Here is a 20,188-nt window from a genome sequence, read left to right as displayed (position 1 = left end):
TAAATAAATAAGAGGAGACATAGAAGTCTCCTCTTAACGGCCTAGCCGAATACCGCGTCTATTCAATCCATTGACCAGTTGGTCTGCGAAATCTTCGCCACTCTTAACGATACCATTGACGGTGAGCTGGATGTTCTCGATAATTGTTCCTGCTGAAGCTGTGGAAGGCTGCAGGAGAGGGAGGACGCTGGAAATTCCGCTGCTCATACTATTCGCTATGTTATGAATGAACTGAAGGGGGCTGTCCAGAACAACCTCGCCTTTTCTTAGAATGGCCGGGATATCATTCGAACTGACGAATTTCTCCCACCATTTCTCAGTTGTAGTTCCTTCGACCCCAACTTCTCCGCCATTATGATACATCTTTAAATCTTTAAGTTCGTCATAGCTTTTATTCTCGAATTTATGTTTAGCTCGATAACCCTCATTAATTTTTGACAACTCCGCAATTCTATCCCTGATCTCTTTCTCTTCGGCTGCAGTCATTAAGCCGCTTCTCTTTATTTGAATCGCGAGCCTTTCTGCTTCTTCTTTATTACTGAGATAATGGTCCCAATCCTTCTTAATATCTGAAGCATTGCTGGCAGTACTGCTGCTGGCAATGCCAGTGCCCGGAGCCGCTGCTGATGGGGAGGGGGCAACTGCTGAGCTTGTTGATGGGTTTTGGCTCGTAATTGCACTATTGCTCGTATTTGCGCTATTGCCGGGAGCAAAATTGGTCACTGTATCAAGGTTTTTATTCATAGCATCAGTGATATTCAGCGCAATTTTTTCATTTTCATAGTAATGTTGGTTTGCACTTAAATACCCAAAAAATTCTTGATACTTCTTTTTGATCGTATCAAGCTGATTAATAACTGCTGTCTGATCCTTGCTTAGGAGATCTTCCCGCATCTTATAGAAGGTTGCTTCGTCCTCCAGCATCCCTTTATATTTCGCCGCAATGCCATCCTTATCTTTGTCGTAGCGATCCAGCGTCTCCTCATGATTACGATCTTCTTGTTCTCTGAGCGCCTCTAATATTTTCAGGTTATCATCGGTCTGCTCTTGCAGTGCTTGCTTCTGAACTTCTCTGCCGCGATCCAGATTGGCCTTGCGAATTTCTTCATCCTTTTTCTGCAGCTCTTCTTGCAGGTCTTTACGTTTCGCTTTAGCAGAGTAGGAATCATCCAGAGAAAGTACGTTTAATTTATGCTGGATTTCTGCACGCTCATCATCAAGCTTATTGATATTATTCTCGTGGTCTTCAGCAGCTGCTACGCGATCCAAAGCCTTCAAACGGGCATCAGTATAATCTTCAATCTTCTTCTTTTCGGCATCAAGATTATCAACGCTGATCTTGTGTCGTTTTTTCTCGGCTTCGATGGAAGCATCGACCGCTTTTTCTTCAAGCTCCTGGCGCTGCTGCAGCATTTCTTTGTAGTCAGCAACGATTTTGTCCACATTCTCTGTGCGAATGTTAAGCTCTTCCTGCATCTCCTCATCGACCATTTTGATGTATTCGATACTGTAGTTGCGGTAAGCCTCTTTCAAAATATTGTACCGTGTTTCCACGCGATTACGTTCTATCGGGTCTAAGTTCGTACTCAATTTTCTTTCCAACTCCAAAATGTCTTTGGAGAGGTCTTCCTGACCGTATTGAAGCGCATTTTTGATCTGCTCGTCATATTCCTTGGCTTTTAATTTCTCCTCATCGGTGTCAATGTTGCCCAAGAGAGACTTTTGGTACTTCATTTCTTCGATCCCGTAGTCGTGACCCGAGATTTGATTCTCTGCCTGCTGTCTGCCGAGCTGACCGGCTGTTTGTACAGCTTCTACAGTTGTTTCATTTGCTTTGGCAGATAATGATTCCAGGTAGATCTCGTTGGCTTTCTTCACTCGGGGATCCTTTGTGCTTGCAATGATTCCTTTGGTGGTATTGATTTCTGCCTGAATGTCATCTCTCTTTTTTTTGATTGCTAGCAGAATTTCGCCAGTATATTGAGCTAATTTCTTCTTATCTTCTTCCGTATCAATCTCACCGAGAAGGGCGATTTTGCGATTGCTATTGGCTTGATTCTGCTCGGCTACTTTTTCAATCTGTTCATAGCCCAACTGCAGGGCATTGGCGAGGTCAATGATACTTTGCTTCATTTGAACATTGGTGTTGTCAATTTCAGCAGGCAAGTCCAGATAACGCTGAACAAAGCCTTCAATCTCCTGGATCGTAAGGCCAAGTCTCTGTGCATCGGTGCCTTTGGAGAGGGAGATCAGCTTGCTCTCAACATCACTTACAACCTTGCCAGTCTTATCTACCAGACCGAGCTTGGAGAGCTTTTCTCCCAGTTGCTGCTGCTCCGTAGTTTGCTTGAATTTCAGATTGTTGAGTGCTGTAGAAAGCTTCTTGTAAAGCGTGATCCGCTCGTCGATCTGGGTATTATAGGACCAGCCCTTGGCCTTCGCTTCATCAATTTGCTTCTGGTTCTCTTCGAGCAATCGATTATATTTGGTGAATTCATCTTCAACATTATTTAAATCTAAATTTGGCTTATATTCAGGAGGTTCTTCATGTGTATTCTTTGTTTTACCTTTCCCATCATCTTTTGTTCCATCACCAGGAAGACCGCCGCCGGCTAAAGAATTAACAGTTAGTTCTGTATTTTTTTTTATAAAATTAAGATTTGAAATGAGCCCCTTTGCTTCATTAGCCTGGTCTTCAAGAGCTTTTTCTTCTGCCCCGAAAATGATGCCACCGCGATCTTTCTTATATTTTTCAACTTTTTCATCAATTTTTTCATATGCTTTAGAAACTTCGGTAACACCGGCTATTTCATCCTCATAAAGACCGAATTTCTGAAGTAGAATTTTTCCATGTTCAAGTAAAGAACCTCTAGCATTCTTTACTGATTCGTTTTGCGCGTTTGTCAACTCGTTAATGTAATTACTTACAGCCTCTGTATTTAACTCGATTTGTCCATTTTCTATCTTGAACATTTCGATTAGCTTGTGATCACTCTGAGCTAAGTTTCTTACCTCTTCTGCACCAAACGCTTTTTTATTTGCATTATCCTCAAGCAAGCCATTTAGAATAGATAACGTTTTGAATGTCTTCTCCGTAGACTTGCTGAATTCATCTGCTTTTTTCTTTCCTAATTCGCTGATATCTATTTTAGGCTTAGGTACCCGTTCAACTGCATTAAACAGATCAAGAAAAGAATCCTTAAACGAAGCTAACTCTGGTTTTCCCTCAGTTAATGTATCTACCAGTCTAGCTAATTCCAACTGAATTTTTGTTATTCTTTTGTCATCTCCGGATGCTACAGCCTGGTTGAATTGATTTACAAGTGTTTGAAAGTCAGATTGCATCAACTGGTCCATCGTTTGTTTCATAGATTCAATCGAAGGGTCAATAGCTTCCCCTTTATTGAGGATAGGATCAATAATCCCTTTCATGAACTCTTCTTGTTCTTTTGAAAGCTCTTTGCCCTGTGATTGCAATGTGCTTTTATATTCATTCATTTGACCCTGCAAAACATTTCTTCTTACAGATAGCGCATCATTAAGGGTAGTAGTTGATTCATTGATATCTTCACTTAAATCGGCGAATTTAACCCCTAGACCCTCTAATGCTGAGTCGATATCAAAATTGGCGCTGGGGTCATATCCCTTGTAAATATAATCGTCGCCAGCACCCTCTATTTCATTTTTATCAAAGTAGTTATTTTTAATCTTTGTTTCCCCAGAGTTTTTTAATTCAGTTAACTTGTTGATTCTTGTCTGTATCATTTCTTGTTCTTTTATGTACTCGTCGATCTCCGATTTCGAGTCATTAATCGTATCAAGGTTTGATTGATCCTGAGAGCGCAGAAGAACCAGCTTATTTGCATTCTCTTTTGCTAATTGAGCATCTATAGCTTTTGTCTTTTGGTTAATCAAATCAATGTTTGTTGTTAAGGCATTGTTCTCTGCATCTATTCCTGATGCAGCAACCCCATAAGTATTAATTAGCTCTTTTTGAACATCAAGCAGCCGTTGCTTGTCTTCTGCTGATGCAGTATTATTATCGACATTTTCTTTCAGTGAAGTATATTCGGAGGCTAACTCTCCGATCGATTTCTTCTGTTCGTTAAGAGAAGTGATCGTTTGATCCGACGACTCAATCATTGATTCTATCGATTCGGATGTCCTCGATGAGTAATTGATCAATTCACTAAGCGCCCATGTAACACCTGTTATTATTGCAATTGGAGCGATGAATCTTGAAAGGGCCATCAAAGATACACCTAGCCCTCTAATGCCTGCGGCTGCGAGACCACTTGACGCTGCTACAGCTCTTAACTCTAATTTAAGAAGACTGAGTTTCATCGGAATCGTTGTCAGCACAGTATATAGGGGAGTGAGACCATTTCTGGTGAATAGCGATATATAAGTAGTTGCGACAGCGACAATCGTTGGAAAGAGACCTATGGATTCTATTACTGTTGCTAAAGCATTAGCCAGGCTAGTAAGTGCAACGATCATTGTATTGATGGCTTCTGATGAGAATGAAGCTTGAAACACACCTGTCCAGGCATTCTGAAGCTGTGTAAGCTTTGCCTCTGTACCATCTTGAATTAGGTTGAATTTCTCATTCGCGAGCCCAGCGGAGTCAAGAGCACCTTCGTACAAACTTACTGAATCCGCATAGCCTTCCATTAGACTCATGAACATACCGCTGTCTGAGGAACCGGCAATGGCGGTACTTATGTCAATTTGCTTTCTATCGCTAAGGCTGTCCCATTTGCCCCCCAGCTCATCCATGACATCTCCGAAGTTTCGGAAGTAGCCTGCGGCATCCGTGAACTTAACGCCTGCAGATTCGACGGCCTGTTCAACCTGATAAAGCTGCGTTCCATCTTGTTCAATAGATCCGTTCTCTTGCAGCGACTGGATACGGGAGAGAATGGATTCTACAGAGCTGCCAATTGCGGAGGCAGACTCACCCGATTTGCTGGAGATAGAAGCGACCCAACTGGATACCTTCTCAAACTCAAGCCCGACGCTGCCCGCTGAACTGCCGATCTGCCCCATGGCCTCGCCAATTTTTCCGGCTCCTGTTCCTGTAGCATCCCCCAGATAAGTGAATACATCGGATGCCTGATCAGCCGTGACCCCCATATTTTTCACCGATGAAGCAAGAATCTCCCCAGAGGCAGCGAATTCAAGGTTTGAGATTTTGGCAAATTTAATTGCACCCTCCATCTTCTCTATCAGTTCCGGACCTTGAAGCCCTTGCTTTGCAAATTCAACTGCACCTTCAGCAATCTCCATCGTGGATGCGCCCATCTTCATCCCTAGCTCGTGGAATTCATCCCCGTATTCGGCAACTTGCCTCTGGCCTATTCCGAGCGTCATGGAGAGATCGGTAAGCGGCTTGTTCAGATCATTGATATAGTTAATGCCGGCTCTGAAAAATTCGACGGTAAGAAGAGGGAGCAATCGATTAAAGGACGCTTTCAGTTCTTTACCCAGATTGAAAGCAGCGGTTCCTGCTTCAGCTGTCGCTTCGGAAGCCTGTATTGCTGTAGAGATAATATTTTGCAATTCATCATTGATGGCTGTGAGTACGACAGGTTGTATCAAGTTGTTCGCCATTTCACTCATCGCAGCGCTCAATTCACCCAACTGATCATGAATCGCCGCATTCATCCGAATGGCTTCCGAATAGGCTTTGTCGCTCATGATCTTGTAGTCGTTCAGCTTGGTCGCTGATGAGCTGGCAGCCTGATTCATGGAATCAGCCAAATCTTGAAAGCTTCTGTTCAAATCATCGACGGCGGAAGACAAATAATCCTCGATATTAAATTTAATCGATAATAGAGCAGCCTCTTTCTCAAGCTTCTTTATCCCTTTGTTTACTTCTTTAAGTGAAAGGCTTTGATTCAATCCAGCTATAACGAACAGCTGTAAATTCTGGTTCGACAAATTGATCACACCCCTTTATAAACAAAAAAAGAGGAGCAGTCAAAATCGACCAACTCCTCCTAATATTGCGCCATGCAGCAAACTATTCCTCAGCATAGCTCTCTTCCAGCAGCTGGCACCATCTGTCATAGGCGAACTGTTCCTCGCCTTCGAATGCGATTCCGCAGTGAAGGACAGATTCTTTCACACTGAGCAGCATGCTTTTGCGCTCTTCTGTTTCTTCAATAATAATTTCTTCTTCGATCAGCTCTTGATAGGCTTTAACAAATGCGGCCCGATCAATAATATCGTATTTCTCAATACCATCTTCTTGAATGGTTCTAGGCTTGCCTTCTTCGTCGAGATGGGCATGCTCCTGAATCAGCGCCATGTAATCCTCTTTGAACCGGTTAAAATATTCTGCCAGCAGCTTCATGAAACGCGTTCGCATCCGGCTGCGGTAGTCGACAATTTTCAGTTTGTACAGGAAGGCAATGAACGCCTCCAGCTCATGATTGTACAGCTTCAACTAGCTCACTCCTGTCCGAACGGCCATTTTTACTCTCGGCGGCAACCAGCCTGTCAATCTCAAGCACAAGATTATCGGTGGCTTGCTTGAGCTCCTCAAACAGCTTCTCGATCTCGGCCTTCTCAAAGCCTGCCACAATTTCCTCGACATATTTGCCATCCTGCAGTTCATTAAACAGAGCCAGCAAACCATCGTAACCGCTGGCATCGGTCTCCAGACTGGTAAAGTTTTTGATCAGCAGGGCAGTGGACAATAGAACACCGATTGTGGCATCGATCTTCTTGTGCGATTCGAAGGACTCCTTGAAGACGGCAAGCAATTCCTGTGCCGTGGCCGTAATTTTGGTAGGGCGGAAGACTACATCCAGATCGACGAATCCTCCACTTGTCAGGTGGACTCGCTTTAATTCTTTGAATGCTGAAGCATTCTGCTTTTTGACCGTAGATAAGGACAGGTTTTTCGTTTGTTTGCGCATTATAACATCTCCCATATGATTTTGTTGAAATTACTATATTATTTTTATATAAAGATGAGAGAGCACAGATCTCTTTCATCTTTATGTAAAAATAAGGGGTTGTCCCATAAGTAGATTATTTTATCGTTCCTGGGAGGTGAGAGGAAATCGGTCGATAAGGGAAAAAGAAGGTGAAATACCTGCACGCTGGCAGGCATTTCACCTTCATGGGGCTAGAAACGGGCAAATAACTGCCGTTTCGCATGTTTCGCCTCACGGGAACCGAAATTTCCAAAGAGGACCTTCGGAACAGTCCCTAGCGACAGCGCGGCCTATTATTCTTCGTAAAGAACGAGGTCGGCAATCGTTTCTTCGCCATTCACATGAACAGGGAAGAGGTCCCACACCAGGCTAAGCGAGGAAGGATCGCCTTGGGAAGAGCTGGCAAGCGAGAAATTCGGCTGCAGCTTGGCTTTGTAGTAAATAATTTGCGCATCCGTTGCTTCGCCTTTAAGCTCATCCACATAAACAGTGTCAGCAACAAGCTTCACATATTTAGGGAATCCATTAGCGGTGAAGGAAACGGATTTCGAATTTACTGCTTGGTATTGGTAATAAACTTGAACCTCGTCACCTGCAACAACGGTGGCAGCAGAGCCAAGTGTTACTGTCGTTCCTGTAACAGTTTCCACTGGCTGAGGCGTCTTCGCAATGACACCATTCACCAGAGGGAAGACAGCTACGCCGCTGGCGCCGCCAACAGGAGCTTTACGCAGTGCGATTGTTCCGCCGCTGCCTACTACGATCGTTTCAACCTCGTAAATATCTTTTGCGCCGCTAATGATGCTTTCGCCTGTCAGCATAGCAATATGCTCAAGCGTAAAGAGCTGCGTCTCGACAGTCAGCTTGAGATCCTTCTCTCCATCCCATGCGATACGCTTGCTGCCTGCGCCCCATGCGAACACACGAGTGCTTGTACCTTCATAAGTGGATGTATTCGCATAATCGAAATACATGATCGGTTCATTGCTTGCAAAATCATACACCTGAAGCTTCAGAACATCCCTTGAACCTAGTCGACCTACATCAAATGCCATATTATAAATCCTCCTTAGTAATATATAAATTCTGCAAAAAGCGCAGAATTATAATTTGGTTTTCGCAATGATCTCCGGCAGTTTTTCTCCCTCTTGAAGATAGCCATTCGCCCACACAGGCAGCAGAGTATCCCGTCTATGCTTAATGCTTAGTCTTTCGAACTGCTCATAGACCTGATAAACGGTGAGTTGACCAACATTAAAGATGCTGATTGCGTTGCCTTCCACACAGCACAGAATCGAAAGAATATCCTTCAGCTCCAAATAATCATTGTTCTTGCCTTTGGCACTATTTTTGAGCTTATTGATTTTTTGCAGCATCAGTTTGGCGCGTTCGCTCTTAAAGGTAAGGGCCGGAGCTTCTTCTTCCTCAGTGCCATTGAGCTGCCTAATAATCGCAATAAAGTCTTTATAGTTGCCGCTGTGCAAGAAATTCAATTCTCCCAAGCAAAAGGACTGCTGATGCTCTTGATAGATGACCTCTTCTTTAATGAAGAAGGACAGCGCCTTGGCAATATACTGTGCGATTCGCTGCTCAGAGACGAGTACCACATAATCGTCGACACCCGATAATTGCATATAAGCCTCTTCAGAAACGCCGAGCAGGTTCATTACAATTTTCTCTTTGTCGAATGTGGCAAGAATAAGATTGACCCGATACTCCAATTCGCCAATACGCTCTATTTCTTCAATAGATGGAGAATAGATGTTGACGCCGTTGAATGGAACGGGCCTGCCTAAGAAGGCTGACAATCTGTTAATCTTCAATTCAATCACCTTGTATCATTCCTGATTTTTAAGCAGCTTGCTGCATATAGGTGATGAGGCGGGACGGATTGGGAGAATATCCGCTTGCGAAGCTTTGTGGGACAAAGCTTTCCCGCCTCATCGCTTAGGACAGCAGGGGGGAGAAGGGTTAAATTTTTTGCATCTTCTATTTATCCGAATAGAATGATGCCGGTTTATGTACGTCTCCCTTAAATAGCATGATGAAATGGTGTATAAAAGGAGTGAAATCATTGGTTTTACTGGGTTTTATACTATTTATATATTATAATTCCGGGCATTCAATCCTGTCGCAGCCCTTATTCCATAAGGGTTTGCAGCAATTTTCAAGAATCGAACTGTCTTTTTTTTCGCATCCTTTGCTTCGCCTTCTCCCTGTCCGCTTTGACTGCGCATTCGGGACACATCTTTTGATTTCGGGACACGCGCTCCATTCTTTTCCCGCAAAGCTCGCATTGAATCGTTCCTTCTTTTATATGTTTCCTCAGGTTCTCGACTATAATGTCCCCGAAGCATGACCATAGCGTAGTTTTGTGGCTGCTCTTCTTATGCTGGTACAAATATTCAACAAGAACGTCGACGACAAAATATTTGTCTTCATTAATAGTAAGAATCTCGTTTCTAATTCTCGCATAGGCCTGCAGATCATCGGATGTGGTCTCGCCATCCTTGGGCGCAATGCTCATAAACCTCTTTTTCCGGTCAAGCTCCGTATATTTATCGATGATGGCCTCATTGAGCCCTGGGGGTTTGCCGCTCATCAAGAGGGTGTAGTCGAAGGAACCTAGATTCGCCGCCTTGAAATTCAATCTTGGGTTGGGAATCAGCTGTTCAAGCCGATTGACGACACTGCGATTCGGCTTCTCCACATCTTGAGCGGTTTTATCCTTGGCATATAGATAGAAGTGGGGGAGCTTCAGCTTCGTATATTCCCGGATCATCTGGTCGATTTCTTTGGGTCTGACAGGCTTGTACAGTGTTTTGGCATAATCAATCGTGAAGTTGTTCTCCATGCACAGCCATTTGATCACATCCAGATTCATAGCTTCGCTGTTCCAGATTTTCGAGATGTTGTTGCTGATGATGCCAATATTGCCGCCTGTATAAGCCGTTGTCAGTCCCTTATAAATATTGTGATTCGTAATAAGCTCTTCCTCAGCGTTGGCCATATTGTAGTAAAGGGGAACAATATCGTGCATATTCCGTTCAGCAGCCCTAATAATCGTATCATCGGCGCATACGAGGCTTTTGTCCCCGTCGACGTCAAACATGAGAATCTTGCTTATCGGATCATGAACACTGGTATACAGGCCATCTGTTACGAACCAGCGGCTCTTTTCTTTGTCCACCACATTGCTGCGGACGGCATGCTCGCGATAGAGATGGGGGCTGCGCAGGCAATCCAGCTTATTCTGATCCTTGTACAGCGCACAGTAGACCTCGCCATTCTGAAGAAGGCCGGCAGGAGCTTTGCGGCCCAGAACTAAATATTCAGAGAAGGCATACAGGTCCGGACATATAAAGGTATAGCTGCTGTTCACTCCGATCTTGCCTGCTCTGGCTTCCCGGACGAGCTTTTTCTTCACATCCTTCAAAATTTCGCGGCTGTAGGTATCATTCAGCAGCTCAGGATAAATGTCGAGCGCCTGCTGAAAAAAATTTTTATTCCGGTTGGCCTTGACGACGCCAAGCACTTTGAGCATCGTATTCTTGTCGGTGCCGATTCGGATGATCTTCGAAATGGTATCCGAGCAGAGTGTGTTCAGCTCCTCATCGGTCATATCGGTAAGTGTCTGCAGCGTCTGGTAGCTCATGTTGGCATCGGTGAAGTACTCATCCTCTTCATTGCAGACGCCGGCTTGGCATTTGTACTGCTTATAGTACGTCTTGTATTCCTCCCAGGAGGAGTAATATTTCCACAGCTTAAACTGGCTCTTCGTAAGAATGATCTCAATTTTATCGTCGATGAGATGATATTGCTTGCCATAAATATCGGTAACTGTACCGTACCTTTGAGCGGGCTGTCTTCGGTTCTGCTCCCGAATAAATTTGTCGAAAGGGAAGGGGACCAGCAAGCCCTTGATCCAGGGCAGCCGGATCATCATGCTCTTCTTCTGTTTGCCTGGCAGAATCATGCCGCAGCCGTCCGTGTGGTTAATCGGAATGTTCATCTTTTGCCGTGTAATTTCATACGTATTCTCATCGATAAAATCGACTACGCTGGCCACCTCTGTCCGCATATCATCCACAACAATCGCACGATCAATATCAAAGCCGTCCCATTCGTCTGTCGCACTGTTGCAAAGAGCAAGATAGGCGAGATATTTATTGATATTAATCCCGCCTTGCGCATTGATTCGGCCGATACTTAACCCGCACATTAGCGACTGCTGATGCTGCTCCAGAATTTGCGCTTTAATAAAGACCGTTTTCTTCGTTCTGATTTGACCGGCACTTGCTGTAAAGCTTATATATTTCTCGCCGCCGAACCAGAACCCGTTCACAATAATATCCTCCAGCACATGAAAGTAGTAGGCCTGAACAACTATAATATCTCTCGACAATGTGTTTGCCTCGATCCCGAGCGTTCTGGTGAGTACAGAATCGAACACGGAGATGATATTTCCCTCCCGGGCGGCGTCCTCCCGCAGCGTTCTAGTCTCCTTGTTCTGTGCGAACAGTGCAACAATCCGTTCCTTTAATCGTTTGATTCTTTCGTTCACAAGGAGGAGGGAGGCATCTATTTTGCAGCTTCTTGCGTCTGGAAGATCCTTTTTCGTTCTCAACTTTTTCAAGCTGTTCCTGAACAGATAGCATCGATTCAATCGATGGTGGATTCCAAGCTCTTTTTCATTATAGAAATCACTCGTATCTACACTATAGATTTGGACTTGTTTACTTAAGCTAATCGCAATCACCTCATTGTTATTGTACTTGCATTATTTCTTCAGATGTCTCACGTTCATATACCAGTCATCACTGCAGTCCTCTATGTATCCTGCGCCACTGTGGCTCGCAATTCCCCAACCGGCTTCCGTGTGCCTGGACGTACTGACGATTCGCTGTGTAGCTTCACAGAAACCATCATAAGCCGTAAACTCGCCGTTATAATATTTGTCTTGCCATGTCAATCGTGAAAGGTTCCCCAAAGTGATCCTCCTTCCTGGACATCGATAATTTCAAATTAGTACACTATTTTAATATTAAAATGAGGTGTAATAAGGAGCAGCCAATCCATCCTTTCTCAGCCTCATCCAGGCGCAATTACCTTAAAGACACTTTAAAATATAAAAATAGTACTGTCAATACAGTTAATGTCCAAAATACAGCCCGCCTTGAAAGGAGGAATATTCGAAGTAAAATACATTCTTTGCTGAATATGTGTGGATCATGATATATTAGAAAGGGCAGGTGAAGCGCTAATATACAGAAAGCTTGGTGAGACTCATTACTAGAGAACCGTTAACAAAATCAGAAGCACTCAAACTCATTATTCAGGGGAAATTGGTCAAGAGTGATACGACAGATGGCTATGTAACGATCAAGAAGCGTCCGAAGGGTATTTACGAGATGCGGGTTTTTTTTACTGGAGAAGAGACCCCGGTCATTTTCAACGGAAACCTTACAAATTTACACGTAGTAATGAATAAATACACGGATTACTATATAGAGGTACAGCAATAACAGGTGGACTTGATAATACATGTTGACTCTGCTTCGGCAGATCGATTATGTATTATTTTTATTTTATATGCTATACTGTACAAAATGAACGGAGAAAGCACAGTAGTGTATTGCGATTGGAGTGGGGTGGGGGAGTATGTATATCGATCGTGAAATTCTGGAATCGAGCATTCATAATATTTTTACAAAACATAAAAATAGGAGAAAATTCATACATGCAGTGAATGAAGTGCTGGATGATTGCGGCATAGACAGCCCGTTCACAGCTATTGTCTCGAACCCCAAGGAGCTGTCATCACTCGATCCTGGGATGCTTTGTTTGCTGACTGTCAGACTGAAGGAGCAGATTGAAGATTGGGAGCTGAATCCTGCCGACTACTACACGGATAGAGAAATTGCCGAATCGCTGCAGCACAGCGGGCTCAGAACGTCAGAGTCAATAACCTTGCCCTATACAATCCCTCATGTTGTCAAGCTTACAATGGAGGATTATGTGACAGGCATATCCGGCAGCGAGTTAATCAGGCTGTATAAGTCCAATCTGATCGAATATGATTTTGAGACACAGAGAAGTCCGGTCTACAAAGAAACGAGATCCGGGATTGTTGAGATGCCGGATGTTAATCATAAAAGCGTCAAAGAGATCGCCCAGTATATGGTCAGGAATGATTACTTGCCGGATACGATTACATTGAACATCTATTCGGAGGATGTTATTCCGTTTCATTATGACGATCAAACGAAGGCATTCACGATACATGAAGGTGCCAGAATAACGATATTGGATGGCTTTCATCGTCTCAAAGGGCTGATGAGGGCCTATTCGGTCAACAAAAATATGGATGTGAAATTCAACCTGTCGATCAAATCGTATGACAATCATACAGCAAGAAGATATTTTGGCCGGATCAATAAGGTCAACGTTGTAAAAGCAGGCAGAATCAAAGAATTGCTGGGTGAGAGAGCTGCTGATCAGGTGGTGAGAGAGGTTCAGCGGAACTCGGAATTAAAAGGCAGAATCTCTTCTACCCAGAGTGTCAATGCCAATCCTGGTCATATTACAACATCGGAGATTCTGGCCGATTCCATTGATTTGTTTTTTGGGAATCTGAATTTTATCGAGACCAAAAAAACATCGCAATACCTGTGCGAGTTTTTCAATTATTTGCTCGGGTATTTCCCCCTCACGAATAAGCAAGACAAGCGGGCCGACCCGCTTCTGTTCTGCGGATATGTTTGGTTGGCCAAATACATGCAGGATGCCGGAATTCCAGTAGAGCATGTGGATCAACAGGTGCATAAAATCAACTTCGACAGCAAAGAGCTGAGGGAAATTATCGAATCGAAGAAATATGGCGTTAAGACCAAAAAAACGATTCTGACCCTTGCGCAATATTTTGAAAAATATGTGAGGTGATACTTTGTGTCCAATAAAATCTATGAGGGCGGCTTCTATAATGAAGAGCAAAAAAAACGGTTCCTCAAATATTATATCGATTATAAGGACGACAGCTCTGTCAAAAATTACACGGCCGTTCTATCTCGGGCCCAATATGTGGAATCCAGATTAAATAAGGATCTGTATGATTTCAATTCCGATGAGATCGAGCAGTTGATGAAATACTTCAATTGTACGACGATCACTTCGGCATACGGGCGCTTGAATTATATTCAGAACTATATCAACTGGGGAATTGCCGAGGGGTTAACCAAGAGCGTCGATAACCCATTGAACGGATTGATAAGCCGTGAGTTTTGCAAGCGGCTTGTAGGTGACTACACGCGGGTTCTCGCGACGGAGCAGGATGTCCTTAGAGTGGCGGAATCATGCCTGAATTTTCAGGATAAAGCCGTTATTTTGGCTATTTTTGAGGGTATAGGCGGCAAGGAGCTGTCAGAGCTGACCAATCTGCGGAGGGCGGATATTGATGAAGGGCAGCTAAGGATCAAGCTTACAGATAGCAAGCACGGCACGAGATATATGACGTTCAAGGATGACTATATCATACGGAATCTGATCAGGGCGAATGAAGAAGAAACCTATCATATGTGGAGCAGCAATAAGCAGAGAAAGCGTGAACGGGTACTAATAGCGCTGGGCAGGAGCAGCTATGTCATCAAGCATATTGTGAACAGGCATGGCAGCGATGAAGATACGCCTGTCAAAAGCTATGGCATCACGACAAGACTGCGCCACATCCAGGAGCATTTCAGCAGCGACTTTGAATTTCTGAACCCTACCAATCTAAGAAACTCTGGCATGCTCAGAATGGCCAGAGACATCTACTGGGCCACAGGAAAGTTCAATATAGAAGATGTGAGAAACATCTGCCTGAGGTACCATGTTTCCGTAGGTTCAACAAGCGGCGAAGCGAAATTGAAGAACAACTTCCTGAATATAGAAACTATCGGGCTGGTTTATGGTGGACGGCCGGAATAAGCAGCCGGAAAGGATGTCGATTGAGACATCTTTTTTTGTTGCATTCTTAGGTTGCCGAGTTGGGGATATAGTGATATAGTATTTCTACAGATAAATAAGAACGAGTGTTCGTATTTTGGAACAAGCAAATTCTGGATCTGTATAGCAGACTTTTATTCCGCATGTAATGACTGATGTCAACATGAGGAATTCCACACATATAGAATCAAATATTGAAGCAGCAATCCAGTGAATGACCATTTGATCGCATTTCGTTCCATGCAATAACAATGAGCAAGAGGAGGGAGAGAATAAAAATAACCCCAAATCCAGACATTCGCACTGTCGGATGAAGGGTTGTGGCAATCGGGTGTGTGCCGATTACAAGTATAACATAGAGATAATAATTAAATATGAATATTCAAGAGACTGAAAAAGTCTTGACAAAGGGTGGATGCTATGCAGAATATCTTCACATCACATGTATTAAACGCATTAAACATTGATCGTGAATCGGAATTCGCATACACGATTAATTTTCTTTTGAATAATGGCATGAATGCTGATCTGTTTATTGAAGACAACAAGGGATTGCGAGGTGTGGAGCTTTTTACCGGATTGTACAGGGAGCGCTACAAATTGCTGGAGAGAACGCGGTACAGCTGCTGCGAGGAGTTTATCGAGAGCTATCACAGAGATCCTAGAGCAGCGCTTGAGAGAATGTTCGGGGAATATATAGATGAGGCTAAATTCCGTCATGTTCGAACTGGAGCAGAGGATATATATAGATTGCATATGAAGGATCCCAATGCGCGCTTTATGCGGGCAGCCGCATATATGTAAGAGACGAGAAGGCCGACAGCCGGCCTTCATTATCGGCTCTATTCAATTTAAAAATAAGATAATCATGTTCTGTCATGCTTACATAGAATCGTCTAACTGGAATAACTCCATGACGAAAGGAGAAACGATAGTGAAGAGCGCGGAAGCTGAAGTCGTTATTGTAGATGGGGATGAAGGGGATGCGGCAATGAATCGGATTACTGGCGAGGACACCGGCAAAGCGTGTAATGTCAATGAAGTGCAAGAGGCCATAATAAATTTGCTGCACAGCTATAACAACAAAGGGGATGTGCCGAGTGTATTTGAAGTGATGTCGATAGCATGCGCATTGCCTTTTGTGGAGGGGGTTATGGAAGAGAAAACCTATTTATCGTATCAAGAGTGGGTGGAGAGACATAAGTCGCGGTACGAGGAAGAGATCAATAACTATTTTCGGCTTTAGCCCGGCTTAATGGAGAGTCGCTCGCCCAACGAAAGGGGAGAGGGTTTTGGAGCTCATACTGGAGGCATGCTCGCTTGAAGAAGCGGAGTTTGCCAGGCCTCAAGTCAGCAGATTCGGAATGTTTACACAGAATAAGCTCTACCTGGTCAGATGGGACAGCAACGGTGAGTCTTATGTGCTGGATGATAAGAACCGGGAGAACTACGGGTATGGATTAGTATGCAGGATGCTGTATTTTAAATATAAAAATAGTGATTTTATTTTCCGATAAGAAGGTGCTGAACTGACATGAAGTGGACAAAACGGGAGCCTGCAGTGCCCTATTCTCTAGCCGATTCTATGAAAGAAAAGCTTATAAAAATTCATGGTATTGAAGAGCCTGACAGGTTCTTTAACCCTGCGTCTGATGAGCTTCATGATCCCCGGCTGCTGAAGAACATTGATCTTGCCGGCAGCCGCATCATGAAGGCCATTCATAATAACGAGAAAATCTCGATCTATGCCGATGCCGACTTTGATGGCTGCGTATCCTGCACGATTATGTACCGGTATTTGAGACATTACACCGAGCAAGTGAGCTATTTTCACGCACAGCGGTCGGAGGGGCATGGCATCGAGAAGGCCAAGGATAGAATACCGCAAGGGACGAATTTGCTGATCATTGTTGACAGCTCATCGGACGAGCCTGAGGCGTGCCGAGAGATCGCGGAGCGCGGAATCGACATTATTATTTTGGACCATCACGCAATGAGCAGCCCCAATCCTTACTGTATTCTTGTTAATCCGCAGCAAGAGGGATGTCTGTACCCTAACAAATCGGCTTCTGGCTCCCTGGTTTCCTGGAAAATATGTAATCATCTGGATGATCGGATGGGCGACAACAGAAGCGGACTCTTCATCGATCTGGCAGGTACAGGAATTTACAGTGACCAGATGTCGATGCTTGAATACGAGAACCGGTATATTGTGCGTGAAGCATTGGACAACATCAGCAATCCCGGATTAAGAACAGCGCTTGATATGATGGGTAGAAGAGGGGAGCTCTCGGCGACGGATATCGGCTATTCCATCACTTCCTATGTCAATGCGGCAACACGTATGGATAGAATGGAGATTATTCTTGCACTGCTGACCGAGGACGATCCCGCCAAAGCCGGCCAAATAGCCAAAAAGGCAAATAAGCTCAATAAAGAAAGAAAAAAAATTCAAAGAGAAGCGCTAAAAAGAATAATACCAGCCATCGATTCATCAAGCAGGGACCAATGTACTGTCATTGTTGACACCCGGTTAGGCCGGGGGTTTAACGGTCTTATTGCCGGGGAGTTGGCCCGATTATACCAGCGGCCTTTTATCATTCTGGGCGAGAGTCGGGAGTGTCCGGAACAATATTGCGGCAGCTTCAGAGCTGCAGGAGCATTTCCGCTGCTGGACTATATTAGAGCGCTGCCGGAAGTGGTTCATTCAGGGGGACATCAGACTGCTGGCGGTGTATGCATAAACAAATCCAATCTCGAGAGCTTCAGACGATCATTGAATGAAGCATTAGGGAATCAGTGCTTTGAGCCAATGGCTGTTTACGAATTAGAGCTGAATGCGGATGCAATAACAGCAGCGCTTATCCATGAGATTAAAGACATATACAGGTTAACAGGGAAGGACTTCAATGAGGCCAAATTTCTTGTTCGCAATGTCATCGTGTTGGAGAAATCGCATATCGGAGATGGGGATGTACTTAGATTGGAGCTTGCTTTAGAATCGGAGCATCGAACGGAGAAGCTCAGCCGGAACCCTTTTGCACTCGAGGCGATCAAGTTCAGAGCAGACAGGGAATTTGCGGCTGCCCTGCCGCTTGGTATTCCAATCGAAATAATCGGTACCCTGAATATTAATAAATGGATCAGAAGGAAGCCAGGAGAAGCAGAAGCGGTCAATCAGATCATTATAGATAGCTGGAGAACCAATTGTTAGTAATATAAAAATAATACAAGCAAGGAGATTAACTACTATGGCTTATTCAACTTTTTATGGCATTGCGAATACGATGGAGGGCAAAGCCTGCATCATCCATTCTCTTCCCTCTGGCAGAATTCAAGCCGAGCAGGCGGCGAGGGAGCATTGCAGAAAGCACGGTCTCTCCTTTCAGTACATCCTGCCCGATAAAAGGACATTACGACAGCCTGAGCCACGGCGTACGGATTGGAAGGAACGATTCGCATCTAATCGCGGAAGCCTGGCCTTCGGCAGAAAAGACAGATGATCTGTTGATGCAAACAAGCCGTTCTATTGCCAAGGGTATGGCTCTTGCAGCTCGTATCGCATAGCAATATTTTTAATTCTAAAGTGGATGCCGAAGACATCTCTTCGCACACCTTCAGCGAACCGAATGATGTAGCGGGATGTTTTCTCCAACCTATTCTTAATTTCAGAATGTCCGTTGTTGGCGTAATATTCCTTCTCTTGGGAGGCTTTAAGCATGATCGTCATGATGTAGTCATCCAGAGTGATCGCTTCTGCAGCAGGGGCCAGTTGGAGTCTATTATTGGCGCTGTCCAAGCTATCAATCGTCAGATGAAGAATTTGTTCCTGGGTTAAACCTTCGCTCAGAAGCAGGATAATAGCCCGATCCTGAAAGTTTACGAGATGCTCTTCGATAGAACGAATCAATTCTTTCTTAGATAGCGACACTAGCAATCCCTCCGTCAACAGAACTGAGTTTATTATAAAATAGGGTCAAAAAATATACAACGTCGGGCAATAGCGTTTCTTCAAACGGCGAACAAACCTGAGTTAAGGCAGGCTTTCTCTCATTCCGCCCCGTTGAATGACGAAAAGCCTGCTGAGGCGCAGGCTTTTGCGTCGTATTCGATTCTATTGGACTAATGCGCCCCATATTCCTGCGCTATTGCAGGCATTCTACCTTCTACCGCTACGTCTAACCGGATTTCCTGCACTATTGCAGGTTTCGTTCTCGGCAAGTGTCTTATCGTGTTGTTAGGGAAGTGGAAGGGTGGAATGTATATGAGCAAGCTGCGTCCCGGAAATTAATAGCCGCCAAAGCCGCCGAAGCCCATGCAACTGCAAGCGACTATCACCAACAAAATAAACAGAACAAGGATCGTTCCTGCGTTTGTGAATGCTCCACCAACGAAACCGGACATTTATCCATGCACCTCCTTCCGTATAAGGTACCCTGTAGAATATGTCCGGAAGTTGGTTCATGCTTGGGTGTTTGCCGCCTCCGTGATATTTTGTAAATGGAACGCAGTGTTCGGGACATGCAGCCCCTTTATACGTTTAAGAGTAGAATAATGCTGCACCATCGAAATGGATATAGAAAAATGGATGAATATGTTGTATAAGTAATAAAGAACAAATCCATAGGGGGAAAACAATGAAAAGGTTTGGAATTGCATCCGTTATTATTTTGATTTTATTGGCAAGTACAGCGAGCGGACAGAGTAAAAGTTTGCATGGAGAGTTTAAAGGAAACCCGGTCGTGAAAGTCAAATCAGACGGAACTATAGTAAAGCCAGCGAAAAATCCGGCGATTCTGTTCCAGGGAGAAGTTTATGTCCCGGCCAACATTTTACAGAAAATAGGCCTTAAATTTGTTTATGACAGTAAAGCGCAGTCTGTTGATATAAGCAAGTTCAATCGTATGTCCGTGCTGTATACATTAGATATGTCGGAGCTGTTAAGGTTTACGAAAGAATACGGCGTCGATTCCGTGCAAATCATTGCAAGTGAAAATACGCATGATATTGTTTTTACACTCGAGGATAATATTTTGTCCCTATTGGAGAACCATGAAGGTCTGATGACCACAGTATTATATGGCGCTTCGGCACAAGCTACAACGATTCGGATCGTCGACGGGGAAGGCAATGAGTTCACAGCGCCATCCCAAAAAGTGGTAGACTTTGTATTTGGCAAAATTCAGGATAAAGAGCTGTGGAAGTCATTCAAGCTCAATGGGGAACCGATCGAAAATTATTCATAGTAAACGGTATTG

17 protein-coding genes are annotated in these 20,188 nt (G+C 44.1%); 8 read left to right on the top strand and 9 right to left on the bottom strand.

The annotated features are described in order from the left end of the window. Positions 1–33: 33 nt before the first annotated feature. The 7 genes from K0T92_RS04910 to K0T92_RS04880 form a co-directional block, all read right to left on the bottom strand. A complete protein-coding gene (locus K0T92_RS04910) occupies positions 34–5,943 on the bottom strand; it encodes a phage tail tape measure protein (protein ID WP_219871322.1) in 5,910 nt (1,969 codons plus the stop codon). 82 nt (positions 5,944–6,025) lie between these two features. Beyond that, a complete protein-coding gene (locus K0T92_RS04905; RefSeq protein WP_219871321.1) occupies positions 6,026–6,451 on the bottom strand; it encodes a hypothetical protein in 426 nt (141 codons plus the stop codon). Next, the gene (locus K0T92_RS04900) at positions 6,432–6,926 is read right to left on the bottom strand and encodes a hypothetical protein (RefSeq protein WP_219871320.1); all 495 of its coding nucleotides are present in this window, start codon (positions 6,924–6,926) and stop codon (positions 6,432–6,434) included. Before K0T92_RS04900 ends, K0T92_RS04905 begins: the two co-directional genes overlap by 20 nt. Positions 6,927–7,240: 314 nt before the next feature. After that, entirely contained in the window at positions 7,241–8,002 is a 762-nt protein-coding gene (locus tag K0T92_RS04895; RefSeq protein ID WP_219871319.1) for a hypothetical protein, read from the bottom strand. Positions 8,003–8,050: 48 nt separating this feature from the next. Beyond that, the gene (locus K0T92_RS04890) at positions 8,051–8,779 is read right to left on the bottom strand and encodes a hypothetical protein (RefSeq protein WP_219871318.1); all 729 of its coding nucleotides are present in this window, start codon (positions 8,777–8,779) and stop codon (positions 8,051–8,053) included. Positions 8,780–9,114: 335 nt separating this feature from the next. Next, positions 9,115–11,574: an RNA dependent RNA polymerase gene (locus K0T92_RS04885; RefSeq protein WP_246627893.1), complete on the bottom strand. Its 2,460-nt coding sequence runs from the start codon at positions 11,572–11,574 to the stop codon at positions 9,115–9,117. 153 nt (positions 11,575–11,727) lie between these two features. Then, positions 11,728–11,937 (bottom strand): hypothetical protein, encoded by a 210-nt coding sequence (locus tag K0T92_RS04880; RefSeq protein WP_219871316.1) that lies wholly within the window; start codon positions 11,935–11,937, stop codon positions 11,728–11,730. 671 nt (positions 11,938–12,608) lie between these two features. Between K0T92_RS04880 and K0T92_RS04875 the strand changes: the two genes are divergently transcribed. The 7 genes from K0T92_RS04875 to K0T92_RS04845 all read left to right on the top strand — a co-directional run bounded on the left by K0T92_RS04875 (position 12,609) and on the right by K0T92_RS04845 (position 18,433). Then, positions 12,609–13,889, top strand: coding sequence for a DNA sulfur modification protein DndB (locus tag K0T92_RS04875; protein ID WP_219871315.1), 1,281 nt, complete (start codon positions 12,609–12,611; stop codon positions 13,887–13,889). A gap of 6 nt (positions 13,890–13,895) precedes the next feature. After that, complete coding sequence (locus K0T92_RS04870; protein ID WP_219871314.1) at positions 13,896–14,912, top strand: phage lytic cycle repressor MrpR family protein; 1,017 nt, start codon at positions 13,896–13,898, stop codon at positions 14,910–14,912. Positions 14,913–15,350: 438 nt separating this feature from the next. Next, entirely contained in the window at positions 15,351–15,734 is a 384-nt protein-coding gene (locus K0T92_RS04865) for a hypothetical protein (protein ID WP_219871313.1), read from the top strand. A gap of 130 nt (positions 15,735–15,864) precedes the next feature. Continuing rightward, complete coding sequence (locus K0T92_RS04860; protein ID WP_219871312.1) at positions 15,865–16,176, top strand: hypothetical protein; 312 nt, start codon at positions 15,865–15,867, stop codon at positions 16,174–16,176. Between the two features lie 46 nt (positions 16,177–16,222). Next, on the top strand, positions 16,223–16,447 hold the full coding sequence (locus tag K0T92_RS04855) for a hypothetical protein (protein ID WP_219871311.1): 225 nt from the start codon (positions 16,223–16,225) through the stop codon (positions 16,445–16,447). A 17-nt stretch (positions 16,448–16,464) separates the two neighbouring features. Continuing rightward, positions 16,465–18,144 carry a DHH family phosphoesterase gene (locus K0T92_RS04850; RefSeq protein WP_219871310.1) on the top strand — a complete coding sequence of 560 codons (1,680 nt, stop codon included), beginning with the start codon at positions 16,465–16,467 and terminating at the stop codon, positions 18,142–18,144. 37 nt (positions 18,145–18,181) lie between these two features. Then, positions 18,182–18,433, top strand: coding sequence for a hypothetical protein (locus K0T92_RS04845; RefSeq protein WP_219871309.1), 252 nt, complete (start codon positions 18,182–18,184; stop codon positions 18,431–18,433). A gap of 23 nt (positions 18,434–18,456) precedes the next feature. On the opposite strand, the gene K0T92_RS04840 is transcribed toward K0T92_RS04845, so the two are convergent. Then, positions 18,457–18,861: a hypothetical protein gene (locus K0T92_RS04840; RefSeq protein ID WP_219871308.1), complete on the bottom strand. Its 405-nt coding sequence runs from the start codon at positions 18,859–18,861 to the stop codon at positions 18,457–18,459. A gap of 356 nt (positions 18,862–19,217) precedes the next feature. Then, positions 19,218–19,334, bottom strand: coding sequence for a sporulation protein YjcZ (gene yjcZ, locus K0T92_RS04835; protein ID WP_219871307.1), 117 nt, complete (start codon positions 19,332–19,334; stop codon positions 19,218–19,220). A 233-nt stretch (positions 19,335–19,567) separates the two neighbouring features. On the opposite strand from yjcZ, the gene K0T92_RS04830 reads away from it, so the two are divergent. Next, on the top strand, positions 19,568–20,176 hold the full coding sequence (locus tag K0T92_RS04830; protein WP_219871306.1) for a hypothetical protein: 609 nt from the start codon (positions 19,568–19,570) through the stop codon (positions 20,174–20,176). Positions 20,177–20,188 lie beyond the last annotated feature (12 nt).

Origin of the sequence: Paenibacillus oenotherae (assembly GCF_019443105.1) — a bacterium.
GTDB classification, from domain to species: domain Bacteria; phylum Bacillota; class Bacilli; order Paenibacillales; family Paenibacillaceae; genus Paenibacillus_Z; species Paenibacillus_Z oenotherae.
Note: the sequence above shows the minus strand (reverse complement) of the source record. Positions and strands in the feature narration are given on the sequence as shown.